Below are 25,852 nucleotides of genomic sequence, written 5' to 3'. Positions count from 1 at the left end.
ACAAAGGAATCTACTATGGAAACAAGCTATTTAAAAACACTGGAGCTTGACAAGATCATTGCACGGGCGGCGGAGGGCTGTGTGTGCAAGGAAGCCCGGGAAAAAATGCTGGAACTGGAGCCCCAGTGTGACCCGGATGAGGTTCGCTATGCATTGGAGCAGACGGATGCGATCAACACCCTGCTCATCAAAAACGGTTCGCCCCGGTTTGGTGGGGTAGAGGGTGTCAGCCAGCTGACCACGCGTGCGGTCAAGGGCGGCGTGCTCTCCATGGGCGAACTGCTGATGGTGGCAGGTGCACTGCGTAATTTCCAGAATCTGAGCAGCTGGTACGGCTCCTCGGACCATGACGCACTGCCGACCGATGACCTGTTCTATGCGCTGGCCCCGGAACCAGGCCTGGAACAGCAGATCTCCAGTGCCATTCTGGCTCCGGATGCGATGGCGGATACGGCTTCCCGCACCTTGAACGAGCTGCGCAAGAAGATCCGTGCAACCGAAAACAGCATCCGTGACCGGCTGGAAAGCATGGTCCGCAACATGGATACTTCTAAATACCTGCAGGAGAGCGTGGTTTCCATGCGCAATGGCCGCTACGTTGTCCCGGTCAAGAGCGAGTACCGCGGCGAGGTCAGCGGCGTTATCCATGATGTTTCGTCCACGGGTGCAACTGTCTTTGTGGAGCCGCAGGCAGTCGTGGAAGCCAACGCCCGCATTTTGCAGTACCGTGCCCAGGAAGCACAGGAAATCGAGCGCATTCTGGTGGCCTTTACGGCCCAGGTGGCGGCCATTGAGCCGCAGTTCCAGTACAGCTATCAGGCAATGTTAGACATTGACGTTCTGCTGGCAAAGGCCCGCCTGGCGCTGGATATGAAAGCCTTTAAACCGGCTGTCCGTACGGATACGTCATTCTCCCTTGTCCGGGCGCGGCACCCGCTCATTGACCCGAAAAAATGTGTCCCGGTGGACATTGCGCTGGGTAAGGAGTATGATTCGCTCATCATTACCGGCCCCAATACGGGCGGTAAGACGGTCACGCTGAAAACAGCAGGCCTTTTGTGTGCCATGGCGCAGTGCGGCTTCCTTATCCCGGCTGATGAGCGGAGCGAGGTCTGTGTTTTTGATGAGTTCCTTGTGGACATTGGCGATGAGCAGAGCATTGAGCAGAGCCTTTCCACATTCTCTGGCCACATGAAAAAAATCACCGGCATTCTGGAGCTGGCTATGCCTCACACGCTGGTCCTGCTGGATGAGCTGGGTGCCGGTACGGACCCGGCCGAGGGAGCCGCGTTGGCAGTGGCCATCATTGAAGAGCTGCGCCGCCGTGGTGTGCTCCTGATGGCTACCACCCACTATGCAGAGCTCAAGGTCTTTGCGCTGGAAACGAAAGGCGTTGTCAATGCAAGCTGCGAGTTTGATCTGGAAACGCTGCGCCCCACCTATAAACTGAGCGTTGGCGTGCCGGGCAAATCCAACGCGTTCCTCATCAGTGAAAAGCTGGGCATCCCGGAGCGGGTCATTGAAGCTGCCCAGCAGCATCTTTCGGCGGAGGATAAGCGTCTGGATGCCGTTCTGGGCCAGCTGGACGATTTGAAGCTCCAGCTCAAAGAAAGCCAGAATGAGGTGGAGGAGCTGAAAAATGAGGCTGCCCACCAGCTGGACGCCGCCCGCAAAAAACGCGATGAGCTGATCCAGCAGGGCGAAAACGAGCTGGAAGCAGCCCGTGCCAAAGCCCGCAGACTGGCACAGGACGTGGAAAGCAAAGCCTACGCCCTGACCGACGAGCTGCGCCAGATTCAGAAAGATGAGCGGATGAGCACCCAGCAGAAAGCCCAGCGTGCCCGGGAAATCGCTAAAAAAGAATCGGAAAAGCTGCTGGTCGGCTCTGAGGTGGTGCACAATCCTGTCAAGGAGTTTGTGCCGCTGAAAGAGGTCAAGGTAGGGCAGGAGGTCTGCATTGCAGAGCTGAATCAGCTGGCAACTGTGCTGGCGCTGCCGGACAAGAACAGCGATGTGCTGGTCCGTGCCGGTATCATTAAAACGAAAGTGCCGCTCAAGGGTCTGAAGCAGCCGGAAAAATTGGTCAAGGAGGCAAAGCCCATGACCAAAGCTCAGCAGCGTTACTCGCGCCTGACGGGCGATGCCAACCGCCCCAATGGCCGGGTCGAGCGGGTACAGCGCACCGCAAAAATGGAATGCAATCTGCTGGGCCTGACCGTGGACGAAGCGCTGCCGGAAGTGGATTCGTTCATCGACCGCGCGATTCTGAACGGCCAGACCGTTGTTTATCTGATCCATGGCAACGGTACCGGTGCGCTGCGCACAGCCATCCACAAGCACCTGCGCGGCAACCGGATGGTCAAGAGCTTCCGCCTGGGCCGCTATGGCGAGGGTGAAAGCGGTGTGACTGTAGTAGAGCTCAAGTGACCGGCGATGACAGGACGTTCAAAACATGCCGCTCCGCACAGGCGGAAGAAGAACCGCAAGGGCCTTTCTATTGGGACGGTCGTTTCGCTTCTGGTTTGTCTGCTCTGTTTCAGCGCGGCGTTTTTCCTCTGGAAAGCAGCACTGGCAGGCCCAAAACTGAACCGTGAGGCAGGGGAGGAAGAAGACTTCCGCCCAGTGGTTGGTGACCCGCCGTACCGGATCGCTGTAGATGCGGGCCATGGAGGATCAGACCCGGGCGCACAGGGCATTGTGACCGAAAGCGAAATGACAGCTCAAACAGCGCAGGATCTGCTGGCATGGCTGGAAGCGGACTCAAACTATATTCCGCTGATATCCCGTGAAAGCTACGGTGTAACGGCCAAGCCCAGCGAACGGGCTGCGGCCATCCATGCGCAAAATCCAGACCTGATGTTATCCATTCATGGAAACTCTGCGCCGGAGGGTTCGACTGCTTCCGGATTTGAGTGCTATCCGTCTGTTCCTGGAAGAACCTGGCACAAAGAAAGCTATTACTTTGCCAGACAGCTGGCCGAAAAAATGCAGCAGGCGGGAGCAACGCTGCGCGGCCATGGCGGCATCCGGTACATTTATTATCAGGGCGAGGCGAAACAGCTGGTGGAATCGAACCACACCGAGGTACGGGAAGAACGGAGCTTTACATTGCTGGAAGATGTTGATTGTCCGGCCGTCTTGGCAGAACAGTGCTTTGTGACCAGCGAGGAAGACGTGGCGCAGTTTGGCAGTGAAACAGGCTGCAAGAAAACTGCACGGGCCTACTATGAAGCCATCTGTGCCTATTTTGATACAGAGCCTTTACCGGAAGCATTTGAAACCCGGCACAACGGATAAATAAAACCAAACATGAGTCCCAGGACAAATTGCTGTACTGCAAAACTGTCGTGGGATTTTTTATTATTGCAAAACGGAAGATGCTATATTGAATTTATTTTAGAAACACAGCCAGACTTTTGAAGCTGAGATACAGAAGAAGAGAGAGGAGTGCCCGATTTTTGTTTGATAAAGTTTCGTATAATGCACGTTATATGAAAATTAGGGGAGTGAAAAATGCCTCTTTTCCGGGTTTTGGGCCTTTCAGGCTCCAGCGTCCAGTTTTCGCCAGTTCAGTCTGCTTGGTGTGCATTTGCGTGTTGTTGTGTTTTACACCTGTTTCATGCGTTTATTTTTATCTGGTTTTATTTTCTCTGGCTGCTGTTTGTGTTTGCTTTTTATTCTTATATTGCAGCTAAATCAAAAAGCGTTCCATCGGCTTGCAGTGGCTTTCCGTTGGAACGCTTTTCGTCTATTTAATACAAGTTAAATACTTGTATCTTAACTTTAATGCTGCAATCATTTACAGCTTATTACGGACACATGATTGCCGGATTTGAGTTTGCTGCTCTGGAAACCGCTTGTTTTTCAAGCCGTCCTGGTAAACCCGCTAACATGGTCTTTGTTGGTGTTGGACCATGGGTTCAGTCATTCTCCGGTTTATCCAGCATCCCGGAAACATCCACCCGGAAACCATCCTGCGCGGCTCCGTCAAAGGCTTCCATTGGGCCGGAGGGCATCTCTGCAGAGTCTTCTTCTGGAGGCAAAGTTTCCCTGTTCTCCCCTGTTTTTGCTTCTGTTGTATCCAACGTTTTCTTTTTCGGCTCCACATTGCCGAGCGGATTCTGCTCAATGGCGGCACGCACCTGAAATTCTTGTAGATGCGTGTAAATTTGAGTAGTGCCAACACTGCTATGGCCCAAAAGCTGCTTGAGGGTCAGAATATCCACATTCCCGGTCTGATACATCAGCGTGGCAGCAGTATGGCGCAATTTATGGGTGGAAAAGCCCTTGAGCCCGGCCGCTTTCATGGCTCCGGTGATGAGCTGCTCTACCCTGCGGTTGGAGATGCGTTCTTTGCGCCGCCGGGTGATGAACACGGCACGTTCTTTGGGGCTCAGGCCCTCCATTGTATTGCGCTTGCTTAAATAGAGCTGCAAGGCCTCAATGCAGGCATCATTCAAGTAGACCATCCGCTCTTTATGGCCCTTGCCGAAAAGCCGGATCTGACGCTGTTCCAGATCAATGTCATCCAGATCCATCCCGACAAGCTCGGCCAGACGCATTCCGCAGTTCAAAAATAGAACAGTCATGCAGTAATCCCGTTCCGGGAAATCGCTCTGGGTCTGGGTGCTTTCCAACAGGTCCATGGACTGTTCTGCTGTCAGATATTTGGGCAAAACTTTATCCTGTTTTGGTGGGCGGATGGCTGCTGTGGGGTCCTGTGTGATCTTGTTGACCTGATTGACAAGGTAATCATAGAAGCCGTGCAGACTGGCCAGCCGCCGGGCAGTAGAAGACTTTTTGTTTCCGCATTCCCGGTTTAAAAAATACAGATATTCGTAAATATCTTCTTTGGTCACGCTGGCCCAGAAAGTGGTATCCAACCCCTTTGGGTCAATTTCTTTGATCTCAGCGTCTTCCGGGACAAGTGCGCGGCGGCGCTTCATAAAGCGGCTGAAATTGCGCAGATCACAATAATAATTGAATGCCGTATGGGGCTTTTGCCTGCAATGACTTCCAGATACCGCACATACTCCACGATATCCTGCGAGGCATCATCGAAAGGTTTGTGCTTTTCGGGGTTCTTTTCGTTCAAATAAATGGACATTGGCTTCCTCTTTTATAAGCGGTCAGATTTCAGTGCATGGATGGCATCCGAGATATAAGCGACACCAACCAGTTTCATGCCGGGATAATCAGCGGCGTTCAGGTGAGGCAGACTGTGCTTTGGGATGACAGCCCGCTCAAAACCGATGCGTTCCGCTTCCCGCAGACGCTGTTCGAGATTGGGAACACTGCGAACCTCACCGCCGAGTCCGACTTCCCCAATGGCAATCAGCTTATCGCTGACCGGGCAGTCCAGCAGAGACGATACCATGCTTAGACAGACAGCCAGGTCGCAGGCAGTGTCCCGCAGGGCAATGCCGCCTACGATGTTGATATAAACGTCCAGATTGCCGAAGAAATACCCGGCACGTTTTTCCAGCACGGCGATCAGCAGATTCATGCGGTTATAGTCGTAGCCGCTGCAGGCACGGCGCGGAGCCGGAAAATTTGTTTTGGTGGCAAGGGCTTGAATCTCGCTCAGGATGGGACGGCTGCCCTCCATGGTACATGCTACACAGTTGCCGGAAACGCCCAGCGGACGGCCCTCCAGCAGCATCTGCGAGGGGTTTTCGATCTCTTCCAGCCCCTGCCCGGTCATATCAAACATGCCGAGCTCATTGGTAGAGCCATAACGGTTTTTGGCTGCCCGCAGGATACGGTACGGGAGCATCTTGTCCCCCTCAAAGTAGAGCACGGTATCCACAATGTGCTCCATGACTTTAGGGCCTGCAATGGCACCGTCCTTGTTGACGTGGCCAACGATGAACATGGGAATCTCCTGCTTTTTGGCCACCGCCAGCAGCCGGGCGGCACTCTCTTTTACCTGGCTGACCGTGCCGGAAGAAGAAGAGATATCCATGCAACGCATGGTTTGAATGGAATCGATGACGACCAATTCCGGCTTTTCTTTCTCGATCAGGCCGCAGATCTCATCCACGTCGTTTTCTGCGGCGAGATAAATATTTTCCTGGGGTACTTTCAGGCGGGCTGCCCGCAGTTTGACTTGGCGCACGGATTCCTCGCCGGTAATATACAGCACGGTGTGCTGGTTGGAGATGGCACCGCAGAGCTGCAGCAGCATGGTGGACTTGCCGACACCCGGCTCACCACTCAGCAGAACCACGCCGCCCAGTACGATACCGCCGCCCAGCACCCGATCAAGCTCTGAAATGCCGGTCAGGATACGGCTTTTCTCTTCCGTTGTGCTGATATCCGCCAGCCGCTTTGCCGTCAGCGAGGTGACACCCTCCTGCCGGGCAGGTGCGGCGCTTTTTCCGCCGGAAAGCCCGGCTTTGGGTGTTTCGGCAACCACATCTTCGTTCATGGTATTCCAGCTGCCGCAGCTGGGGCAGCGCCCCATCCAGCGGGGGCTTGTCTCCCCGCAGTTGGAACAGACATATACCGTTTTCAACTTCGGTTCTTTCATAAGAAGACTCCTGTGATTTCATTCGAGATACTTTGCATTTATCATACCACATTGCGCCGGTGCCTGCAAGGAACCGTTACGGAAATGCGGCCAGCTGACTGCCCAAATAAGCAAGACAGGTAGCGGCTCCGCAGAGCGGAAGCATCGCTGCGGCGGTCAGTGCAAATTGTCCCAATAGCAGCTGGGCATGGGCAGAGGGGCTCCTCCCCCGCCCAAGAGAAAAAGCATGGAGTCTTCCGCTGACTTCCAGTGCGCAGGAGCCAAACCAGCAAAGTGCACCTGCAGCCAGTGCCGCCGGGATGCTGGAAATAAAAAGAAAGAACAACGCCTGCGGAAGTGGCATGCCGGAAAACAGCTGGAATGTCAATAGCCCTGCTCCAGCGCCATACAGCATGGTAAAAAGATAGATGGGCACAGGCCCGATGGCGGATAACCCCAACAGCAACAGAACGCAGAGGACTCCCAAAATCGTAAGCAGTTCGGTGCCGAACAGCTGTGCAATCTGTGAAGCGCTCTGGACAGCAAACAGGCCGCGCCAACAGCGCAGGTAATAGGAAAGCATGTCCATCTCTGCTGTATCCAGAAGCGCCTGCAGAATTCCCGCTGTAAAGGCTCCTGAGAGATAAGAACCCGCAAGAAGCACGCATCCCTGATGAGGTGCAGAACGCTCTCTGTGGGACGCGGGAGCCGTTCTGGAAAGCACTTCTGTTTCTGGAATGTGTGGAACCGTTGTTTCCGGTGTGCTTTGGACGATAGCGGGCAGCGGTTCTTGTTCCGGAACGGGTGGCAGTGATGGAGGTGGTGTTATGGGGCCTTTTTCGATTGGTTGTATTTCAGGTTCCTGATAAACCCACATAAGGCTGTCCCTCCTTTGAAAGATAAAAGCAGGTGCACCGAGCGATGCACCCGATTTTCAGGAAAAGCTCAGACTCTGCGTTTCCGCTCCGAGCGCAGCATCCCGAGGACGCCGCCGATGCAGCCGAATAGCAGCGTGACCCCGAACCGGACCAGCTGCATTTCCTGCAAAGGACTGCCGGAAAGCAGACCGAAGCAAAGCAGCAGAAAAACGAATAGAGCCCCCTGTACTACCCCACAGAGCAGCCCGCGGCTTTTCTGCCAGAAAGCCATCAGCCAGCCGCTGAACAGGCTGCCCGCACTGACCGCACAGGTCGCCATGGGCCAGGCCGCATTCTGCGAAAGGCCCTGCTGTGCCATCAATGCGGCGAGGCCCGCCATACAGGCCCCGGTGACACAGCAGCCCGCGCCAAATGAGACCAGTGCCCGGCCCGCCGGGAATTTTGCCGGAGAATTACCATTGCCAGACATAAAAACGCGCCTCCCTGCACTTACTGTATGCAGAAAGGCGCGTAAAAAATTCTTGCAGGCTGAAAAATCACTTCTTGGAGGAAGCAGCGTTGTCCATGTTCAGCTTCTCGACAGAGCTGATGGCATTCTTAATGAAGCGGATCTTCACACGGTCAGCGCCAGTCTCCAGAACGAACGTGTCGTCCTTGATGGCAACCACGCGGCCGACAATGCCGCCGATGGTAGTGACCTGATCGCCAATTTCCAGAGCAGCACGCATGGCGGCGTCTTTCTTCTCCTGCTTCTTCTGGGGACGATAGATCATAAAATACAGCAGGACGAGCATCAGCGCCAGCGTGAAGAAGAGGCTGATATAGCTTTCGGTGGTAGTGGTCAGAAAATTCATCGGGAAAATCTCCTCTCAAATTCATATAGGAATATTATATACGTTTATTCGCCCCGTTGCAAGGGGAATTGCTCAAATTCTTGTATCAAGCAGCTTGACATAGTGGTCGTGGAAAGCCGTAAACGTGCCAGCGTCCAGTTCATCGCGGATCCGCTCCATCAGATGGTTGTAGAACCACAGGTTATGCATGACTGCCAGACGCATTCCCAGCAGCTCCTCCGCCTTGAACAGGTGGCGAATATAGGCGCGGGAATAGTTGCGGCAGGCCGGGCAGCCGCAGGTGGGGTCAATGGGGCGCTCATCCCGCTCGTACTTGGCATTTTTGATGTTGATGATGCCGCCCCAGGTGTTCAGGTGGCCGTGGCGGGCATTCCGGCTGGGCATCACGCAGTCAAACAGATCGACACCACGGGCAACCGCCTCAATGATGTTGCCTGGGGTGCCAACGCCCATCAGGTAACGGATCTTATCCTTGGGCATATAGGGCTCTACTTCGCTGATCATCTCGTACATGACCTCGGTGGGCTCACCCACGGCCAGGCCGCCGATGGCATAACCGTCCAGATTCATTTCTGCGATCTGCTTCATATGCTCTACACGCAGGTCCGCATAGGTGCAGCCCTGGTTGATGCCGAACAGAAGCTGGTCAGGATTGGTTGCCTTGCCCTCGTGCTTCAGGCGGGCCAGCTCTTTCTGGCAGCGTGCCAGCCAGCGCACGGTGCGCTCACAGCTTGCTTTGGAATAATCGTGCTGGGCTGGGTTCTCCACGCACTCGTCAAAGGCCATGGCAATGGTAGACCCGAGGTTTGCCTGAATCTGCATACTCTCTTCCGGGCCCATGAAGATGCGGTGGCCGTCCAGATGAGAGGCGAACGTCACGCCCTCTTCGGTGATCTTCCGGAGCTTGGCCAGGCTGAACACCTGGAATCCGCCGCTGTCGGTCAGGATGGGGCCGTTCCAACGGGTAAACTTGTGCAGGCCGCCCATTTCAGCCACCAGCTTATCGCCCGGGCGGAGATGCAGATGGTAGGTGTTGCAAAGCATTACCTGGGTGCCGATCTCCCGCAGATCCTGTGCGGAGAGGCCGCCCTTGATAGCGCCTGCCGTGGCTACATTCTGGAATGCCGGGGTCTGCACCGTGCCGTGCACGGTTTTAAACTCGCCCCGCCGGGCATTGTGCTCCTGCTTGAGGAGCTTGTAGGTCGTCAAAGAAGGCATAAACGTTTCCTTTCTGTGCACGGAAAACAGCCGTGCTCCCTGTGCCGCATGGTGGGCGGCAGTGTGCAGAATATATAAACGTTTCTTGAGTTTTTGATTTCTACAGATTCAATTTTGTTACAGAATCAGCATGGCATCGCCAAAACTAAAGAAACGATATTTTTCTTCTACGGCCACTTTATAGGCCGCCATGGTCTTTTCGTAGCCGTACAGCGCGGACACCAGCATGATGAGGGTGCTCTCCGGCAGGTGGAAGTTGGTGATGAGGCCGTCGATGCAGTTGAACTTGACACCCGGGTACAGGAAGATGGAGGTGTTGCCGCTGCAGGCTTTGATCTCGCCATACTTGGCGGCAACGGCTTCCAGGGTGCGGCAGCTGGTAGTTCCAACCGCAATGACGCGGTGCCCGGCGGCCTTGGTCTCCCGGATGCGCTGGGCGGTTTCCTCGCTGATGGAGTACCATTCGCTGTGCATCTTGTGTCCGTGATCTCGTCTTCCATCACGGGGCGGAATGTGCCCAGACCCACATGGAGGGTCACTTCAGCAATGCCGACCCCCTTGGCCCGGATGGTGTCCATCAGCTCCGGAGTGAAATGCAGGCCGGCTGTGGGCGCTGCGGCACTGCCAAGCTCCTTGGCATACACCGTCTGGTACTGGCTCTGGTCTTCCAGCTGTTTGGTGATATAGGGCGGCAGCGGCATTTTGCCAAACTCATCCAGTTTTTCATAAAGGGTCTCTGTGTCATAATAGAATGTAACGTACTTGTTGCCATCCTCCATGGTTTCATCCACCACAGCGGTCAGGGTGCCGTCACCAAAGCTGACCTTGGTGCCGGGCTGCATCCGCTTGCCGGGCTTTGCCAGGCACTCCCACTGGTCGCCTTTGACCTGACGGAGGAGCAGCAGCTCACAGACAGCGCCGGTGGGCTGCTTGACGCCAACGATGCGGGCAGGCAGGACCTTGGAATTGTTGACGACGAGCAGGTCGCCCGGCTCCAGATATTCGGGCAGGTCGTGGAAGATCCGGTGCTGGATGCTGTCGTCTTTCTGGCTCAGAACCATCAGCCGTGCAGAGTCGCGGGGGTCTGCGGGCTCCTGTGCAATGAGCTCTTTGGGTAAATCATACCAAAAATCTTTTTTTAACATGAATGCATTTGCCTTTCCGATGATTGACACGAATGCCGTATCAATGTTATCATAAAATCTGTATAGACAGTCTTTATTATATTGCATTCGTGTCTGCTTTGCAAGCGGCGCTTGTGTAAATTTGTCTTTTTGAAAGGAAAGGTACTGGAAATGGAAAAACAGTATAGAGTGGGCATTGTTGGTGCAACGGGTATGGTCGGTCAGCGTTTTGTTACGCTGCTGGAGAATCACCCCTGGTTCAAACTGACCACGCTGGCCGCTTCCGGCCGCAGTGCAGGCAAAACCTATGAAGATGCAGTCGGTCCCCGCTGGGCTATGACCAGCCCGATGCCGGAGAGCGTGAAGAAGATGGTGGTGCTGGATGCTTCCAACGTGGAAGAAGTCGCCTCTCAGGTCGATTTTATCTTCTGCGCCGTTAACATGCCCAAAGCCGAGATCAAGGCGCTGGAAGAGGCCTATGCCAAGGCAGAGTGCCCGGTGGTCTCCAACAACAGTGCAAACCGCTTTACCCCGGATGTTCCGATGGTCGTGCCGGAGATCAACGCTGACCATATTGAGATCATCCCGGCACAGCGCAAACGTCTGGGTACCAAGCGCGGTTTTATCGCGGTCAAGTCCAACTGCAGCCTGCAGAGCTATGTGCCTGCCCTGCATCCCCTGATGAAAGACTTTGGCGTCAACAAGGCGCTGGTCTGCACCTATCAGGCCATTTCCGGCGCAGGCAAGACCTTTGACCGGATGCCAGAGATCATCGACAATGTCATCCCCTATATCGGTGGTGAGGAAGAGAAGAGTGAGCGCGAGCCGCTGAAGCTGTGGGGCCACATTGAGGGCAATGAGATCGTCAATGCAGAGAAGCCCACCATCACGGCGCAGTGCTTCCGCGTGCCGGTCTCCGATGGCCACACCGCTGCCGTGTTTGTGAGCTTTGATAAAAAGCCCACCAAAGAGCAGATGCTCGAGGCCTGGGCAAATTTCCGCGGCCCCGCACAGGAGCTCAACCTGCCCAGCGCTCCCAAACAGTTCCTGCACTACTTTGAGGAAGCGGACCGTCCGCAGCCCAAGCTGGACCGCAATACCGAGAACGGTATGGCTGTCTGCATTGGCCGCCTGCGGGAGGACACCCTGTTTGATTACAAGTTTGCCTGCATGAGCCACAACACCCTGCGCGGTGCTGCAGGCGGCGCTGTCCTGCTGGCAGAGCTGCTGGCTGCCAAGGGCTATTTTGACTAATCTGCGCACAATGCGCTGCAAAGGAGTTTTTTAGCATGAAGAATCCTGTCTTTACGGGTGCGGCTGTCGCCATTATCACCCCGATGTATGAGGACGGCAGTGTCAATTTTGACGAGCTGGGCCGTATCATTGAGGATCAGATCGCACGGGGAACGGACGCCGTTGTCATCTGCGGCACCACCGGCGAGTGCTCTACCATGACCGATGAGGAGCAGCTGGCTGCCATCAAATTCACGGTCGATACGGTCAACCACCGCGTCCCCGTCGTGGCAGGTGCAGGTTCCAACGATACCGATCACGGCTGTGCACTGGCGGCAAAATCTGCTGCCTGCGGCGCGGATGCCCTGCTGCTGGTGACCCCGTATTACAACAAGACCAGCCAAGCGGGTTTGGTGGCTCACTTTACCTCCATGGCCGAAGCCGGAGGCATCCCGGTCATCCTGTACAACGTGCCCTCCCGCACGGGCCTGAACATTGCGCCGGAAACGGCTCTGGAGCTGAGCAAGCATCCGCTCATCAACGGCCTGAAAGAGGCTTCCGGCAACATTTCTCAGGTGGCAAAGATCGCGCAGCTCTGCGGCGATGACCTGAACCTCTATTCCGGCAATGATGATCAGGTGGTTCCCCTGCTGTCTCTGGGCGGCAAGGGCGTTATCAGCGTGGTCTCCAACGTCAAGCCGGAGCTGGTACACAACTGCTGCAAGGCATGGTTTGAGGGAGATACGGCAAGGGCCTGCGCCCTGCAGCTGGAAATGCTGCCCCTGTGCGAGGCTCTGTTCTGCGAGGTGAACCCCATCCCGGTCAAGTACGCTATGAATGTACTGGGCTGGAACGCAGGCGAGTGCCGCCTGCCGCTGGTGGAGCCCAGCGATGAGCACAAGACCAAGATCGAACAGGCTCTGGTGGAAGCCGGTCTGATCAAAGAATAACACACGTTGGCAGATGCCCGGCGAGAGGATTCTTCCGGGCATTTTGCCGTATTCTGCATTGCAGGAAAAAGAGGTAAAAACCATGACGGATATTATCATTCAGGGGATTGGCGGCCGGATGGGCCATGTGCTGTGCGACCTGATCGCCCAGAGGGAGGACTGCCGCGTCATTGCCGGCATTGATGTGAAAGACGGCGAGCAGAACGGCATTCCCGTGTATGACAGTCTGGACAAGCTGGAGGGCAAGGGCGATGTCATCATCGATTTCAGCTCCCCTGCTGCCGTGGAAAAGGCCCTGCCTTACTGTGAGGCTCACAAGCTGCCCATCGTGGTCTGCACCACGGGCCTTTCCGAAGAGCTGCAGCTCAAGGTGGTGCAGCTGTCCCGCAGCATCCCGGTGTTCAAGAGCGCCAACATGTCCATGGGCATCAATGTCCTGTCGGAGCTGTGCAAGCGTGCTTCGGCCATCCTGGGCGTGAATTACGACGTGGAGATCGTGGAACAGCATCACCACAACAAGCTGGATGCCCCCAGCGGCACGGCCCTGATGCTGGCAGACGCGATCAATGAGGAGAACGATGGCGCTTACCACTACGTCTATGACCGTTCCTCTGTGCGCCAGAAGCGTGACCCGAAAGAGATCGGCATCAGCTCGGTGCGCGGCGGCAGCATCGTGGGCGACCACGAGGTACTGTTCTGCGGCCCGGACGAGGTCATCACCCTCAAGCACACCGCCTATTCCCGCAGTATTTTTGCAAATGGAGCCATCAATGCGGCTGTTTATCTTGCGAAAAAGGAGCCGGGGCTGTACAATATGAGTGATATGATCGCGGAAATGTGAGCCAGATGTCACATGTTTCTCCGCTGAGGCCCGCAAGGGCAGAATGGAGGGTTTTCTTATGTACGGTGTTTCCAAAATCAGCATCGAGCCAAGCCTCATGATGATCAGCGTGCAGGATGTCGAGTTCAAAGGCAACAGCCTGGCACGCTATTTGCAGATCTTTGCCGACACAGGCGTTGTGGTGGATATGATCAGTCAGAGTGCTCCCCATGGCACCACGATGGATTTCAGCTTTACGGCATCCAGCAGTGACCTGCCGTTGGTGATGAAAGCCATTTCGGCAGCCAATCTGGATAAGGACGCTAAAGCGGCTCCCCTCATCAGCGTGGGCTATTCTAAGCTGAACCTGTTTGGCGAAGAGATGGTCACCAGCTGCGGTGTGGCCGCCCGTGCTCTGAATGCCCTTGCCATGGCAGGCATTGAGGTGCTGCTGATCACCACCAGCGATCTGGATATCTCCCTGCTGGTGCGGGCGGAGAACGAAGATGCCGCCTATGAAGCCCTGAAGAAAGCATACGAACTGTAACTTCCCGGATCTGCTTCATTAAAAATTTTACAGGCAAAAAGAAAGCCCGGAACGGCTTCTCCGTACACGAGAAAACCGTTCCGGGCTTTTTACGATCAAATCGACAGGCCTTGCGGGGCTTATTACAGCGTCACTTTGTGGTAGACCTTTTTCCCCTTTTTGATGACGATGCCCTTTGCCAGCTGTTCAGCGGTAAAGCTGGCCGTGGGAGCCGAAACTTTTTCGCCATCCACCAGGACGCCTCCCTGGGTGACGAGGCGGCGGGCCTCACCGTTGGAGGCAGCTAGACCGGCCTTGACCATCAAGGTCAGGATGCCGATGGAGCCATCGTTCAGGTCCGCGTCCGTCAGCTGGGTGGTGGGCATGTGCTCGGTGTCAGCCTCGCCGCTGAACAGAGCACGGGCGGCGTTCTGGGCCTTGACAGCCTCTTCCTCGCCGTGGACCATCTTGGTCAGCTCATAGGCCAGGATCTCCTTAGCCTCATTCAGGCGCTCGTCTTTCCAGGTGCTCATCTCGTCGATCTGCTCCAGAGGCAGGAACGTCAGCATCCGGATGCACTTCATGACATCGGCATCGCCGACATTGCGCCAGTACTGGTAGAACTCGAACGGGCTGGTCTTGTTGGGGTCGAGCCAGACAGCGTTGCCAGCGGTCTTGCCCATCTTCTTGCCCTGAGAATCGGTCAGCAGGGTGATGGTCATAGCGTAGGCATCTTTCCCCAGCTTACGGCGGATAAGCTCCGTACCGCCCAGCATATTGCTCCACTGATCGTCGCCGCCAAACTGCATATTGCAGCCGTAGTGCTGGAACATGTAGTAGAAGTCGTAGCTCTGCATGATCATGTAGTTGAACTCGAGGAACGACAGGCCTTTCTCCATGCGCTGTTTGTAGCACTCGGCACGGAGCATGTTGTTAACGGAGAAGCAGGCACCCACTTCACGCAGCAGCTCCACGTAGTTCAGGTTCAGCAGCCAGTCGGCGTTGTTCAGCATCAGAGCCTTGCCCTCAGAGAAGTCAATGAAATGTTCCATCTGCTTTTTGAAGCAGGCAGCATTGTGGGCAATGTCCTCCTTGGTGAGCATCTTGCGCATGTCGGTACGGCCGGAGGGGTCGCCGATCATGGTGGTGCCGCCGCCAATCAGGGCGATGGGGCGGTTGCCGGCCATCTGCAGCCGCTTCATCAGGGTCAGGGCCATAAAATGGCCGGCGGTCAGGCTGTCAGCGGTGCAGTCAAAGCCGATGTAGAATGTTGCCTTGCCGTTGTTGATGAGGTCAATGATCTCTTCGTCAGTGATCTGCGCCACCAGGCCGCGGGCTTTGAGTTCTTCGTACAAAGTCATAGAAAAATCCTCCTGTTTCTGGGGCAGAGGGAAAAGAAAACGCCCTCTGCCAAACGTGAAATTTGGCAGAGGGCGAGAAAAATCGCGGTACCACCTCTGTTTGCCGCTCCCTCACGGAAACGGCCTCACGAGTGCACTCCTCAGAGACGGAGAACACTCCTGCGTTTGTAACGCTCGCACGCGGCGCAACCTACTGGAAAATTCGTTCAGCCTGCAGCTCCGGGAGGTATTTCGCCTGCTGTTCTGCACGTCCCTTGCACCAACCGGGGCCTCTCTGGGCAGAACCGTTCAGGGTACTTATTCCCGTCATCGCTTTTCACAAGGGTTAGTTTATCACACGAAAAGCGGGTTGTCAACGCCCATTCCGGGTCTGTTCCAGCATTTCGCGGGCATTGGCACGAGAAAGCTCCGTCACATGGTCGCCGGAGATGAGATGCGCCAGTGCATCCACGCGGCCGTCTTCATCCAGCGGATGGATCTCGGTATAGGTCCGCTCATTGGCGATGTTTTTCTGGATCAGCAGGTGGCAGTCCGCCAGAGCCGCGATCTGTGCCGTGTGGGTGATGCACAGAATCTGATGTCCCTCTGCACTCTGGCGCAGTACCTCACCAATGCGGCTGGCTGCTTTGCCCGAAACGCCGCTGTCGATCTCATCGTAAATGACGGTCGGCACAGCGTCTTTGTCTGCCATGGCGTTTTTGATGGCCAGCGTGATGCGGCTCAGCTCACCGCCCGAGGCGATTTTCGCCAGCGGTTTGGGCGCTTCGCCGGGGTTTGTGGAGATATAAAACTCGATGCTGTCCTGCCCGTGGCTGGCCAGAGGCCCGCGGGCGTGGTGCAGAGTCATCCGCACACCGGGCATGTTAAGGAAGTCCAGTGTCCCAGAGATTCGTTTGTTCAGCTCTTCAAAGGCTTTCAGGCGGGTCTGCGTCAGTGTCTCTGCCTTTTCCCGAGCCAGAACGTACAGCCGATGCTGCTCTGCCTGCAGATGTTCTACCCGCTCCTGGGAAGACTGGATCAGTTCCAGCTCCTCCCGGGCTTTCTGCCCGAACGCGATGATATCCTCGACCGTATCACCATACTTCCGTTTGAGTTTATAAATGAGATCAATGCGCTGCTCGATCTCATCCAGTTCGGCGTCATTGGTCTCATAGGCGTCCAGACGGCCGATCAGGTCTGCAGCAGCGTCTTTTGCATTGTAGTAAAGGTCCAGCAGCTGCCCGGCACTGGTCGAGAGCTCGCCGTCCAGCTGGGCGGCCGCGTCCACGGCATTGGAGGCCTCCCCCAACAGATCGACAGCACCCGGTGTCTCATCGTCACCGGAGAGCAGCGCATAGCATTGCGCGATGCGGTCCCGGATGGTAGAAGCATTGGACAGCACCTTGCGGCGGCTTTCCAGCGTCTGCTCCTCCCCGGCGGTCAGCGCGGCATCTTCGATCTCCTGCACCTGATAGCTCAACAGGTCGATACGGCGCTGTTTTTCACTCTCGTCCGTAATCTGAGCGTCCAGTTCCCGCTTGATCTTGACCAGCTCCCGATAAACGGCATAATACTCCTGATACTCGGTACGATTCTGGGCATAGGCGTCCAGAATGCTCTCGTGGTGGGCCGGGTTCAACAGTCCAACGGAATCGTGCTGGCCGTTGATGTTGATGAGCCCGCCGCACAACTCCCGCAGGATCGCTGCGGTGGCAGGCATCCCGTTGATGCGGCAGGTGCTCTTGCCCTCAGCGGTGATCTCACGGCTCAGGAGCAGTGCTTCAGAGCGCTCATACCCGGCTTTTTCCAGACTGTCCAGCACAGCAGGCGGAACATTTTCAAATGCCGCCCGGATCACCGCCTTTGCAGCACCGGTACGCACCAGATCTTTGGAGGTACGGTTGCCAAGAATGGCGTTGATGGAATCAATGAGAATGGATTTGCCCGCGCCCGTCTCGCCCGTGAGGACGTTGAGACCTTTTTCAAAATGGACATTGGCCTTTTGGATGACGGCCACATTTTCAATTTGCAGGCTGCTTAACATGCTTTGTTCTCCTGCCCTACCCTTTTCTTGTTAGTGCTGCCCGATGTGGTGGGTCAGCTCATTGCAGATGGTTTTGGCATCCCGTTCGGAACGCGCCACAATGAGGAACGTATCATCACCGGAAAGGGTACCGACAACATTCTTCCATTTGAGTGCGTCAAACACCTCACAGGCAGCATTTGCCATGCCGGAGTAGCATTTTACCAGCACTACATGGCCGGCATAGTCTACCCCCAGCACCGACTCGTGAAAGATCGTTTCAAAGCGGCCCTGCATTTTAGGGTTCAGGCTCTCATTGTGGCTGGAAACGTAGCGGTAGCCATCACTGGTGGCTGCTTTGACCAGGCAAAGCTCCCGGATATCCCGGGAGATGGTAGCCTGCGTGACAGCAAAGCCCTCTTCTCGCAGGTGCTCCAGCAATACCTCCTGCCGGCTGATGGGATGCTCCTGAATCAGCCGCAGAATCGTCTGCTGACGCTCGGCTTTCCCTTTGGCGTCTCCGGAAGTGGTTCGGTTCATACGCAATCCCTCTTTCGTTATCGTCTGCTCCGCAGTTTCTGGTCAATGGCCTGGAACTGGTCGGCGTTTCCAAATGTGATGAGCTGTACGATCTGGTTGGACAGGCGGATCTCGGCCGTTGCACCTGCCCGCATAGGGTAGCCGGAGACCCCGTCACAGCTGAGGAAGACCTCATCATCTGCCACCTGCCCGACACAAATGTTGATCTTGCGCTCCTGTGCGAATACCATAGCGGGGCTGGCAAGGCTGTGGGGGCAGATGGGCGTTACCACAATGCCCTTGGTCCGGGAGTCCAGGATAGGCCCGCCTGCGGCCAGCGAATAGGCTGTGGAACCTGTGGGCGTGGCCACAATGACACCGTCGCCCCGGTAATGTTCTACCAGAATATCATCGCAGTAAATGCTGAAATCAATAGCCTGCTGCAAACGGCCCTTGGTCACGACAACATCGTTCAGGGCGTGGCCTTTCCAGTTGTCTTCTCCCAGCACCCGCGCATAGAGCAGCATCCGGCTGTCCAGCGAGTACTCACCCCTGGCAACCGCCGCCAGCTTTGTTTCCATTTCGTCCACCTCACAGGTGGCCAGAAAGCCGCAGCGGCCCAGGTTGACGCCGAGGATGGGCTTTTTGTACTCCAGCGTGAGGTTGGCTTCGTGCAGGATAGTGCCATCGCCGCCAATGGTCAGGATGACGTCTGCCTGCTGCAGGCACTCTTTTTCCGGCAGGTAAGAAACGCCCATGGTGTTGCAGCTGGCCTGCAGTTCTTCCCACATCAGGACATGGGAACCATGGTTGAGCAGGATCTGCGCGGCACGCACAGCAATGACATCCGCCAACTGTTTGTCAGGGTTCGGGGAGATCATAACGGTCATACGGCGTTTCCTCCTGCCAGTTTATTTGTCCAGCGTGGAATGGCTTGCAGCAACCACCTGCTCGGCCACAGAATCATCCAGAACGCCGGGCTGCTCACTCTTCTGTACAAACATCAAGTACTCAATGTTGCCCTCAGGGCCCTTGACGGGGCTGAAATCCAGCCCGCATACTTTGAACCCGTTGGCGGCTGCGTAGCCCATGGCATTGTGCAGCACTTCGCGGTGGGTAGCCGGGTCACGCACGACACCGTTCTTGCCAACTTTCTCGCGGCCAGCCTCAAACTGAGGCTTGACCAGGCAGACACCCATGGCGTCCGGCGTAGTGATAGCCTGTGCCACCGGGAAAATATGATGCAGTGAGATAAACGAGACATCCACGCTGAAAAACTCAATGGGCTCTTCCAGCATATCAGGGGTAACATTGCGGATGTTCGTCCGCTCCATATTCACCACCCGCTCGTCGGTGCGCAGGCTCCAGGCCAGCTGGCCGTAGCCAACATCCACCGCGTAGACCTTGACCGCACCGTTCTGCAGCATACAATCGGTAAAACCGCCGGTCGAGGCACCAATGTCCATACAGACTTTTCCATTCGGGGTCAGCGGGAAGCACTGCATAGCTTTTTCCAACTTCAAGCCGCCGCGGCTGACATAACCGATATCATGGCCACGCACTTCCACTTTGGCATCTTCTTTGATCATTTCACCGGCTTTGTCCACTTTCTGCTCGTTGACAAAGACAACACCTGCCATGATCATGGCTTTGGCGCGCTCACGGCTCTGGATGAGTCCGTGCTGCACCAGATATTGGTCCAATCGAATTTTCAAACCTTGGCCTCTCCTTTCGCTTCCGGGGCCTGTACGGCCTCCCGCACCGCCTGTGCCAGATGCTCCGCATCCAGCCCGGTCACCTGCTTGATCTGGGGCACCGTGGCATGGGGCAGGCAGAGCTGCTCCACCGCTGTGTGAATGTATCTGCCGTTCCATCCGGCGTGCTGCAGGGCCATTTCCAGATGCTCTCCAATGCCGCCGCAGGCGACGCACTCTTCCGCCATCAGAACAACGTCATACCGCATGATCTCGCGGATGAGTTCTTCCGTAAAGGGGAAGATCTTCACAAGCTTGTAAACATCACAGGGGATGTTTTCCGCGCCCAGCAGCTTTGCCGCGTTCAGTACGTCCTCCACTTCGTCCGCATAGCTGACCAGAACGATCTTTGCGCCCGGCGCAGTGTAGAGGTGATCGTACTCCTTACCTGAGCAGCCATACTGCGCCAATGCCTTGCTCTCACCGCCGCGCGGGTAGCGGATGGCGCGGGGGCCCTGCATCTCATTGCTCAGCAGAATGGGGAGCCAGTATTTGAGCTCTGCATAGTTGGAAGGAGAATAGATGGGCATCCCAACCTGGCTGAGGAATGCCGGGTCATAGATGCCCTGATGCGTCTCACCATCGGCCGGGACAAAACCGGCACGGTCAATGGCGAAGACCACATTCTCTTTCAACAGGTTGACGTCATGAATGATCTGATCGTAGGAACGCTGGAGGAATGTGGAATAAATACACACCACCGGGAGCATTCCCTGGCTGGCCAGACCGGCCGCAAAAGTCACAGCGTGCTGTTCTGCCATGCCAACATCAAAAAAGCGCTTGGGGTGCGTATGGTAGAAGAACTGCAGGCCAGTGCCGTATTTCATGGCGGCGGTAATGGCACAGATCTTCTCATTCTCACTTCCCTGCTTATTGAGCAGGTTGCCAAACACGGTCGAGAACGATTCTTTCGGAGCTACCTCCGGGTCCGGGATACTGTGAACCAAATCAAAGGTCGAAACGCCATGGAAGTTGCCGGGGTTTGCCTCTGCCGGGGCGTAGCCCTTGCCCTTTTTGGTCACAACATGGAGGAAATGGGGGCCGGGCTGGCTGCAGATGGCGCGCAGCGCGCGCTCCAGCTCTGCTTCGTTATGGCCGTCAATGGGTCCGAAATAATGAAACCCCATATCCTCAAACATGGTAGAATGGTACATGGCCCGGCGCACCATGCTCTTACCGCCCTGAATGGCGGATTTGATCGGCGGACCGACCACGGGGACCCCATCCAGAAACGTCCGGACGTTCTCTTTTGCATCAATGTAACGGCTCGTGGTGCGCAGATGGCTGAAATACCGTGCCAGCGCACCAACGTTTTTGGAAATGGACATCTTGTTGTCGTTGAGGACCACCAGCAGGTTATCCAGCCCGCCAATGTTGTTCATCCCCTCGTAGACCATGCCGCCCGTGAACGAGCCATCGCCAATGACGGCAACCACATGGCCCGGCTCCCCCCGCAGTTTCCTGGCCCAGGCCATGCCAATAGCCAGGGAGAGCGAGGTGTTGCCGTGACCCGCTACAAAGGCGTCATGGACGCTCTCTTTTGGGTTGGGGAAACCGGAAATGCCATCCAGCTGCCGCAGCTTGGCAAAGCCCTCCCGGCGGCCGGTCAGCAGTTTATGGGTATAGCACTGATGACCGACGTCAAACACGATCTCGTCTTTCGGCGTTTCCAATACGCGGTGCAATGCAACGGTCAGCTCTACCGCACCGAGGTTGGAAGCGAGATGTCCACCTGTTTTGGAAACATGATCCAGCAGAAATGCCCGGATCTCTTCACACAGCTGATTGACCTGCCCGCTCGAAAGCTTTTTCAAATCGCTAGGCTGTGAAATTTTTTCGAGCAAAGGAAAATTCATAGCTCCACGTCCTTCTCATTTTTCTTCCTGAAAATTCTCACACCGGGCTCATCGGGTAAAGGAGCCCTACCGCAACACCGACCAGAACGCCTGCCACCACCTGCAGCGGTGTATGGCCGACCATCTCTTTCAGGTGCATGTTCTGCAAAAACGGCGAATTTTGCTCACTGATGTCGATCCACTGCTCGATCATCTGGTTCAACACTTTGGCCTGCTCGCCGGTCTCATGCCGCACGCCCATGGCGTCGTGCATGGTGATAATGGCGACAACACTTGCAACTGCAAAGATCGAGGAGCCGACTCCCGCGCTGCGTGCCGTTGCGATGACCATTGCACAAACGGTCGCGCTGTGTGCGCTGGGCATACCGCCGTCGCCCCACATCCGCTCCAGCTGAAATTTGCCAAGCAGGATAAAATTGATGATCGTCTTGAGCACCTGGGCTACAAACCAGCCCAGAAGCGATACGGTCAGGATCTCGTTTACCGAGAACAGATCTTTGATCAATTGCATGTTTTGTCCACCTTCTTGTGTATTTCCTCAGCTGCGCCGGACCAGAAGCTCCCTGGCCAGCTCCACCAGGAACGCGCTCTTCTCCCCGAACTCCCGGTGGAGCGAAGCGCAGGTCTCGTCGTTCAATTTCTTGGCCAGCTCCATAGCGCCGTCTGTGCCAAACAGGGTCACAAACGTGGTCTTGCCGTTCTCGCTATCGCTGCCAATGGGCTTGCCCAGCTGCTCCTGTGAGCCGACTACATCCAGCACGTCATCCACGATCTGGAACACCAGGCCGATGCCGTACGCATAGTCTTCCAGCTCTTTGCTCTGCTGTTCCGTTGCCTGTGCGGCGGCGGCACCCATCTGGATGGCAGCATTGATGAGCGCACCCGTCTTGTGGCGGTGGATCAGGCGCAGTTGTTCTTCGGTGGCGGCAAGTGCCTCATATTTGAGGTCCAGCTCCTGGCCGTAGACCATACCGTGGCTGCCAGCCCCCATGCCCAGTGCCTGTGCGGCACAGACACGGATCTCAGCCGAAGCCGGAGCGTGTGCAATGGCGTTGAATGCTTCCGTCAGCAGGACATCGCCGGCCAGCATGGCAGTGGCTTCTCCAAATGCCTTGTGGCAGGAGGGTTTGCCGCGGCGCAGGTCATCGTTGTCCATGCAGGGCAGGTCATCATGGATGAGAGAATAGCAGTGCAGCATCTCGACCGCCGCCGCAAACTGCTCGGCTGCCTCGGCATTGCCATGGAGCATATCGCAGACGGACAGCACCAGTACCGCACGGATGCGCTTGCCGCCGCTCATCAGGCTGTAGCGGGCCGCGCGGCAGACCTCGGATTCCTCCGGCAGGTAGGTATTGCAGGCGGCTTCCAGTGCACGGTTGACCCGGGCAAGATATTCATGATACTGCTTTTCGTAATCCATATGGACTTCCTCCTTCAATCGTCGGCTGCAGCGGGCTTTGCCGCGCTGCGTTTTGCGTCGATCTCGTCGATTTGCAGAGAGGCTTTTTCCAGCGTCGCTCTGCAATATTCCATCAGTGAGGCCGCTTCCGCGTACAGCTTGACCGATTCGGCCAGTGTGGTATCCTCACTTTGCATCTGGGTTAAAATCGTATCCAGACGGGCCATCCCGTCCTCAAAGGTTTTGGGTGCTCTCATCTTGTTCCTCCACGGAGATGACTGTGCAATGTGCAAGTTTTGCAGCTCCCCGCACAGTGACCGTATCTCCTGCACGCAGAGAATCCGCGGTGCAGAGCTTTTTGTTTTTATCGTAGAGCATGGCATAGCCGCGGGCCAGCACCTGATAAGGGCTCAGGGAGCCAGCCAGGGCCGCGGCGTGGCCGAGCTGCTCTTTTTTGTTACGGAGCTTTTGCTGCATCGCCTGCTGAAGCTGCTCCTGCCGTGCAGCAAGGCTCTGCCGCCGAGCGGTCAGCGGAGTGCGTACCGCTTCCGGCGAAAGCGTCTGCTCCGCCTGCATAAGCTCATTATAGCATATTTTCAGCTGGTTTTGCATTATATTCTGAATATTTTGTTCCAGGTTGTATAATTTGCGCGCCAGTTCCGCCCTGTCTGGTACAGCCAGCTCTGCTGCTGCCGAGGGGGTAGGCGCACGCTGATCTGCAACAAAGTCCAGAATCGTGAAATCGATCTCGTGTCCGATGGCACTGATGAGGGGCGTTTTGCAGCGGTAAGCTGCCCGGGCAATGATCTCCGCGTTGAAGACCCAGAGGTCTTCCCGACTGCCGCCGCCACGGGCCACAATGATGGTGTCCACTTCCCCGCTTTTATCCAGCCGGTCGATGGCGGCAGCGATCTCTTTGGCGGCTTCAAAGCCCTGCACGTTGACCGGGCAGAGCAGCAGCCGCACCGCAGGCCAGCGGCGGGAGATGATGTTGCGGATATCCTGCAGCGCAGCTCCCGTTTTGCTGGTAACGATCCCGATGCATTTGGGGTAAGCAGGCAGCGGCTTTTTGTGCTCTGGAGCAAACAGGCCCTCTTGTTCCAGCTTTGCTTTCAGCTGCTCAAAGGCCAGCTGTGCAGAGCCGATGCCATCCGGAAACATATCGTTGACATAGACCTGAAATGCACCATCCCGCTCATAAAGGGTGGCACGGCAGCGGACGATGACTTTCATTCCCTCTTCCGGGCGGAAGCCAAGCCGCCGCGCGTCCGAGCGGAACATGACCGCTTTCACACTGCTGGCCTCATCCCGGAGGGAAAAATAGCAGTGTCCGCTCCGGGAATTCTGCACAAAATTAGCGATCTCACCTCGCAGAGCCAGATCAAACAAAATGTCGTTTGCATCCAGAAGTGTTTTAACATACTGGTTCAGGGCGGAAACCGAGATCACTTCAGCCATAATCCGGCCTCCCGTGCCGCCAGGATCGAAACTCCAATGGCGTTATCGCTGGAGTACTGTCCCGGCACAAAGTAGACCTTGGGCAGACGCTGCTGCACCCAGGCATGGATAATATCACTGCTCATCACGCCGCCGGCGCAGACCACCGGGAGCCCGGGATATTCTTTCTGGGCCGCCTTTGTCATTTTCACAACGGTATCGGCCACGCAGAGCAGGCAGTACTTGCAGACATACTCCGGGCTTTTGCCCTCTTTGAGCAGGGCATTGCACTGATTTTCCAGCCCGGAGAGGCTGCATTGCATCCCTCGGACACTGGATCTTGGCTTGATAGGCTCGGTACAGTTTGCCGCAAGGTGAGAAACTTCCGCACCCGCCGGGAAGCCAAAGCCCAGTTTGACACCCACCCGATCCACAGCCTGTCCGGCATAGAGGTCTGTGCTGGTGCCAAGGGTCTCGATGCGTCGGACTTCATCACAGAGCAGCAGGTCGGTGGTGCCGCCGGAAATATGAAACAGCAGCACTTTCTGGCGGAACAGTTTGTCCCCCTCCGCAGCAAAAAGCGCGGCGGCCGCATGGCCCTGCTGGTGTGTCGTATGGATGAGCGGGATGCCCCGGGCCAGCGCAAAGGCCGTGGCCGCGTTGACGCCTGCCAGGAAGCAGGGCATATAACTTCCCTCCACCGGACGCGGTTTCTGGGAGACACCCACCGCTGCGATTTGGGTCAGATCAAACTCATGACCAAGCTCTCCCAGCATTTCCGGGAGTGCTACCGTGTGGTGGAACAACGCATCACTCTGGCGCAGCCCAAGCTGGCCCTCCTTGACCGGGAGAAACCGCTTCTTTGCGCAAACAACCTCTCCGGCTGTATCAAAAACGGCCAGAGAGGTTGCATAGTTGCTTGTGTCGATTCCAAGTGTGTAACAGCTCACAGCTCTTCAGACTCCATCGCATCGGCAGCATCGAGCCCTTTCTCGCGGGCTACTGCACCCAGCAGACCGTTAACGAACTGGTAGTCCTCGTCCGCGCCGTATTTCTTGGTCAGCTCAACCGCCTCGTTGATGACAACGCCAGGCTTTTTCTCGTCGCCGTACAGCATCTCTGCCAGAGCAAGACGCAGCACGGTCAGGCTGACACGGGGCAGACGCTCCATGGTCCAGTTGCGCAGATGGTCACGGATGAGGTCATCCACCTCAGCCGAGTGGCCGTAGTAAGCGCGCAGCAGGCGCTGACCGAACACATCCACAGGATGCTCTTCGTCGCACTCTGCGTGGTTATCGAGTGCTTCTTCCAGAGCGATATCACCAAAGGTCTGAGAAAATGCCAGCAGAAAGGCGTTTTCGCGGGCTTCACGACGGGGCAAAATTTTATCCATAATATTCCTCTCGCAGC

At 56.2% G+C, this 25,852-nt stretch carries 25 protein-coding genes, 1 pseudogene and 1 other annotated feature; of the genes and pseudogenes, 6 read left to right on the top strand and 20 right to left on the bottom strand.

What is annotated here, in order from left to right:
* Positions 1-15: 15 nt before the first annotated feature.
* Positions 16-2,427, top strand: coding sequence for an endonuclease MutS2 (locus tag DXA70_RS03360; RefSeq protein WP_022257195.1), 2,412 nt, complete (start codon positions 16-18; stop codon positions 2,425-2,427).
* Between the two features lie 6 nt (positions 2,428-2,433).
* Positions 2,434-3,297, top strand: a complete 864-nt coding sequence (locus tag DXA70_RS03355; RefSeq protein WP_128117618.1) for an N-acetylmuramoyl-L-alanine amidase — start codon at positions 2,434-2,436, stop codon at positions 3,295-3,297.
* Between the two features lie 623 nt (positions 3,298-3,920).
* Here DXA70_RS03355 and DXA70_RS03350 read toward each other — a convergent pair.
* The 8 genes and pseudogenes from DXA70_RS03350 to queA form a co-directional block, all read right to left on the bottom strand.
* Entirely contained in the window at positions 3,921-4,946 is a 1,026-nt protein-coding gene (locus DXA70_RS03350) for a tyrosine-type recombinase/integrase (RefSeq protein ID WP_243001039.1), read from the bottom strand.
* Positions 4,943-5,107, bottom strand: coding sequence for a hypothetical protein (locus tag DXA70_RS14060; protein ID WP_243001038.1), 165 nt, complete (start codon positions 5,105-5,107; stop codon positions 4,943-4,945). Before DXA70_RS14060 ends, DXA70_RS03350 begins: the two co-directional genes overlap by 4 nt.
* 12 nt (positions 5,108-5,119) lie before the next feature.
* Positions 5,120-6,532 (bottom strand): DNA repair protein RadA, encoded by a 1,413-nt coding sequence (gene radA / locus DXA70_RS03345; RefSeq protein WP_112114885.1) that lies wholly within the window; start codon positions 6,530-6,532, stop codon positions 5,120-5,122.
* Positions 6,533-6,608: 76 nt separating this feature from the next.
* Positions 6,609-7,388, bottom strand: coding sequence for a hypothetical protein (locus DXA70_RS03340; protein WP_128117617.1), 780 nt, complete (start codon positions 7,386-7,388; stop codon positions 6,609-6,611).
* A 68-nt stretch (positions 7,389-7,456) separates the two neighbouring features.
* Entirely contained in the window at positions 7,457-7,858 is a 402-nt protein-coding gene (locus DXA70_RS03335; RefSeq protein ID WP_128117616.1) for a TIGR04086 family membrane protein, read from the bottom strand.
* Positions 7,859-7,925: 67 nt separating this feature from the next.
* A complete protein-coding gene (yajC, locus tag DXA70_RS03330; protein WP_022257189.1) occupies positions 7,926-8,243 on the bottom strand; it encodes a preprotein translocase subunit YajC in 318 nt (105 codons plus the stop codon).
* 72 nt (positions 8,244-8,315) lie between these two features.
* Positions 8,316-9,461: a tRNA guanosine(34) transglycosylase Tgt gene (gene tgt / locus DXA70_RS03325; protein ID WP_128117615.1), complete on the bottom strand. Its 1,146-nt coding sequence runs from the start codon at positions 9,459-9,461 to the stop codon at positions 8,316-8,318.
* Between the two features lie 117 nt (positions 9,462-9,578).
* Positions 9,579-10,606: pseudogene (gene queA, locus DXA70_RS03320) on the bottom strand (tRNA preQ1(34) S-adenosylmethionine ribosyltransferase-isomerase QueA).
* Between the two features lie 150 nt (positions 10,607-10,756).
* Here queA and asd point away from each other — a divergent pair.
* From asd to DXA70_RS03300, 4 genes are all read left to right on the top strand, one after another.
* Positions 10,757-11,839, top strand: coding sequence for an aspartate-semialdehyde dehydrogenase (gene asd / locus DXA70_RS03315; protein ID WP_022257186.1), 1,083 nt, complete (start codon positions 10,757-10,759; stop codon positions 11,837-11,839).
* Between the two features lie 35 nt (positions 11,840-11,874).
* Positions 11,875-12,768, top strand: coding sequence for a 4-hydroxy-tetrahydrodipicolinate synthase (dapA, locus tag DXA70_RS03310; RefSeq protein WP_128117614.1), 894 nt, complete (start codon positions 11,875-11,877; stop codon positions 12,766-12,768).
* 82 nt (positions 12,769-12,850) lie between these two features.
* Positions 12,851-13,609: a 4-hydroxy-tetrahydrodipicolinate reductase gene (gene dapB / locus DXA70_RS03305; RefSeq protein WP_128117613.1), complete on the top strand. Its 759-nt coding sequence runs from the start codon at positions 12,851-12,853 to the stop codon at positions 13,607-13,609.
* A 58-nt stretch (positions 13,610-13,667) separates the two neighbouring features.
* On the top strand, positions 13,668-14,135 hold the full coding sequence (locus tag DXA70_RS03300; RefSeq protein WP_112114879.1) for an ACT domain-containing protein: 468 nt from the start codon (positions 13,668-13,670) through the stop codon (positions 14,133-14,135).
* A 122-nt stretch (positions 14,136-14,257) separates the two neighbouring features.
* On the opposite strand, the gene tyrS is transcribed toward DXA70_RS03300, so the two are convergent.
* The 12 genes from tyrS to nusB all read right to left on the bottom strand — a co-directional run bounded on the left by tyrS (position 14,258) and on the right by nusB (position 25,835).
* Positions 14,258-15,475 carry a tyrosine--tRNA ligase gene (tyrS, locus tag DXA70_RS03295; protein WP_022257182.1) on the bottom strand — a complete coding sequence of 406 codons (1,218 nt, stop codon included), beginning with the start codon at positions 15,473-15,475 and terminating at the stop codon, positions 14,258-14,260.
* A 65-nt stretch (positions 15,476-15,540) separates the two neighbouring features.
* Positions 15,541-15,794 (bottom strand) — a binding site (T-box leader).
* A gap of 33 nt (positions 15,795-15,827) precedes the next feature.
* Positions 15,828-17,498, bottom strand: a complete 1,671-nt coding sequence (gene recN / locus DXA70_RS03290) for a DNA repair protein RecN (protein WP_128117612.1) — start codon at positions 17,496-17,498, stop codon at positions 15,828-15,830.
* A gap of 30 nt (positions 17,499-17,528) precedes the next feature.
* Positions 17,529-18,017, bottom strand: a complete 489-nt coding sequence (locus DXA70_RS03285; protein WP_022257180.1) for an arginine repressor — start codon at positions 18,015-18,017, stop codon at positions 17,529-17,531.
* 17 nt (positions 18,018-18,034) lie between these two features.
* Positions 18,035-18,886 carry an NAD(+)/NADH kinase gene (locus DXA70_RS03280; RefSeq protein ID WP_128117611.1) on the bottom strand — a complete coding sequence of 284 codons (852 nt, stop codon included), beginning with the start codon at positions 18,884-18,886 and terminating at the stop codon, positions 18,035-18,037.
* 21 nt (positions 18,887-18,907) lie between these two features.
* Positions 18,908-19,711: a TlyA family RNA methyltransferase gene (locus tag DXA70_RS03275; RefSeq protein WP_022257178.1), complete on the bottom strand. Its 804-nt coding sequence runs from the start codon at positions 19,709-19,711 to the stop codon at positions 18,908-18,910.
* On the bottom strand, positions 19,708-21,606 hold the full coding sequence (gene dxs, locus DXA70_RS03270) for a 1-deoxy-D-xylulose-5-phosphate synthase (RefSeq protein WP_128117610.1): 1,899 nt from the start codon (positions 21,604-21,606) through the stop codon (positions 19,708-19,710). Before dxs ends, DXA70_RS03275 begins: the two co-directional genes overlap by 4 nt.
* A 37-nt stretch (positions 21,607-21,643) precedes the next feature.
* Positions 21,644-22,117: a divergent PAP2 family protein gene (locus DXA70_RS03265; protein WP_022257176.1), complete on the bottom strand. Its 474-nt coding sequence runs from the start codon at positions 22,115-22,117 to the stop codon at positions 21,644-21,646.
* A gap of 27 nt (positions 22,118-22,144) precedes the next feature.
* On the bottom strand, positions 22,145-23,026 hold the full coding sequence (locus tag DXA70_RS03260; protein WP_128117609.1) for a polyprenyl synthetase family protein: 882 nt from the start codon (positions 23,024-23,026) through the stop codon (positions 22,145-22,147).
* Positions 23,027-23,040: 14 nt separating this feature from the next.
* Positions 23,041-23,262, bottom strand: a complete 222-nt coding sequence (gene xseB, locus DXA70_RS03255; RefSeq protein WP_022257174.1) for an exodeoxyribonuclease VII small subunit — start codon at positions 23,260-23,262, stop codon at positions 23,041-23,043.
* Complete coding sequence (gene xseA, locus DXA70_RS03250) at positions 23,240-24,463, bottom strand: exodeoxyribonuclease VII large subunit (protein ID WP_128117608.1); 1,224 nt, start codon at positions 24,461-24,463, stop codon at positions 23,240-23,242. The genes xseB and xseA overlap by 23 nt, the downstream gene beginning before the upstream one ends.
* A complete protein-coding gene (locus DXA70_RS03245; RefSeq protein ID WP_128117607.1) occupies positions 24,451-25,392 on the bottom strand; it encodes a glycoprotease in 942 nt (313 codons plus the stop codon). Before DXA70_RS03245 ends, xseA begins: the two co-directional genes overlap by 13 nt.
* Positions 25,389-25,835 (bottom strand): transcription antitermination factor NusB, encoded by a 447-nt coding sequence (gene nusB, locus DXA70_RS03240; RefSeq protein WP_022257171.1) that lies wholly within the window; start codon positions 25,833-25,835, stop codon positions 25,389-25,391. The genes DXA70_RS03245 and nusB overlap by 4 nt, the downstream gene beginning before the upstream one ends.
* Positions 25,836-25,852 lie beyond the last annotated feature (17 nt).

This window comes from Faecalibacterium sp. OF04-11AC, assembly GCF_003460645.1.
GTDB lineage: Bacteria > Bacillota > Clostridia > Oscillospirales > Ruminococcaceae > Faecalibacterium > Faecalibacterium prausnitzii_I.
This window is presented reverse-complemented; position numbering and strand designations above follow the sequence as displayed.

Bases quoted from the DNA above. Each gene is read 5' to 3' on its own strand.
- radA (WP_112114885.1), bottom strand. From the start codon at position 6,532: ATGAAAGAACCGAAGTTGAAAACGGTATATGTCTGTTCCAACTGCGGG.
- DXA70_RS03355 (WP_128117618.1), top strand. From the start codon at position 2,434: ATGACAGGACGTTCAAAACATGCCGCTCCGCACAGGCGGAAGAAGAAC.
- xseA (WP_128117608.1), bottom strand. From the start codon at position 24,463: ATGGCTGAAGTGATCTCGGTTTCCGCCCTGAACCAGTATGTTAAAACA.
- recN (WP_128117612.1), bottom strand. From the start codon at position 17,498: ATGTTAAGCAGCCTGCAAATTGAAAATGTGGCCGTCATCCAAAAGGCC.
- DXA70_RS03335 (WP_128117616.1), bottom strand. From the start codon at position 7,858: ATGTCTGGCAATGGTAATTCTCCGGCAAAATTCCCGGCGGGCCGGGCA.
- DXA70_RS14060 (WP_243001038.1), bottom strand. From the start codon at position 5,107: ATGTCCATTTATTTGAACGAAAAGAACCCCGAAAAGCACAAACCTTTC.
- nusB (WP_022257171.1), bottom strand. From the start codon at position 25,835: ATGGATAAAATTTTGCCCCGTCGTGAAGCCCGCGAAAACGCCTTTCTG.
- dapB (WP_128117613.1), top strand. From the start codon at position 12,851: ATGACGGATATTATCATTCAGGGGATTGGCGGCCGGATGGGCCATGTG.
- dxs (WP_128117610.1), bottom strand. From the start codon at position 21,606: ATGAATTTTCCTTTGCTCGAAAAAATTTCACAGCCTAGCGATTTGAAA.
- asd (WP_022257186.1), top strand. From the start codon at position 10,757: ATGGAAAAACAGTATAGAGTGGGCATTGTTGGTGCAACGGGTATGGTC.
- DXA70_RS03265 (WP_022257176.1), bottom strand. From the start codon at position 22,117: ATGCAATTGATCAAAGATCTGTTCTCGGTAAACGAGATCCTGACCGTA.
- yajC (WP_022257189.1), bottom strand. From the start codon at position 8,243: ATGAATTTTCTGACCACTACCACCGAAAGCTATATCAGCCTCTTCTTC.
- DXA70_RS03300 (WP_112114879.1), top strand. From the start codon at position 13,668: ATGTACGGTGTTTCCAAAATCAGCATCGAGCCAAGCCTCATGATGATC.
- DXA70_RS03360 (WP_022257195.1), top strand. From the start codon at position 16: ATGGAAACAAGCTATTTAAAAACACTGGAGCTTGACAAGATCATTGCA.
- DXA70_RS03285 (WP_022257180.1), bottom strand. From the start codon at position 18,017: ATGAACCGAACCACTTCCGGAGACGCCAAAGGGAAAGCCGAGCGTCAG.
- tyrS (WP_022257182.1), bottom strand. From the start codon at position 15,475: ATGACTTTGTACGAAGAACTCAAAGCCCGCGGCCTGGTGGCGCAGATC.
- DXA70_RS03280 (WP_128117611.1), bottom strand. From the start codon at position 18,886: ATGACCGTTATGATCTCCCCGAACCCTGACAAACAGTTGGCGGATGTC.
- DXA70_RS03260 (WP_128117609.1), bottom strand. From the start codon at position 23,026: ATGGATTACGAAAAGCAGTATCATGAATATCTTGCCCGGGTCAACCGT.
- DXA70_RS03350 (WP_243001039.1), bottom strand. From the start codon at position 4,946: ATGAAGCGCCGCCGCGCACTTGTCCCGGAAGACGCTGAGATCAAAGAA.
- xseB (WP_022257174.1), bottom strand. From the start codon at position 23,262: ATGAGAGCACCCAAAACCTTTGAGGACGGGATGGCCCGTCTGGATACG.
- tgt (WP_128117615.1), bottom strand. From the start codon at position 9,461: ATGCCTTCTTTGACGACCTACAAGCTCCTCAAGCAGGAGCACAATGCC.
- dapA (WP_128117614.1), top strand. From the start codon at position 11,875: ATGAAGAATCCTGTCTTTACGGGTGCGGCTGTCGCCATTATCACCCCG.
- DXA70_RS03340 (WP_128117617.1), bottom strand. From the start codon at position 7,388: ATGTGGGTTTATCAGGAACCTGAAATACAACCAATCGAAAAAGGCCCC.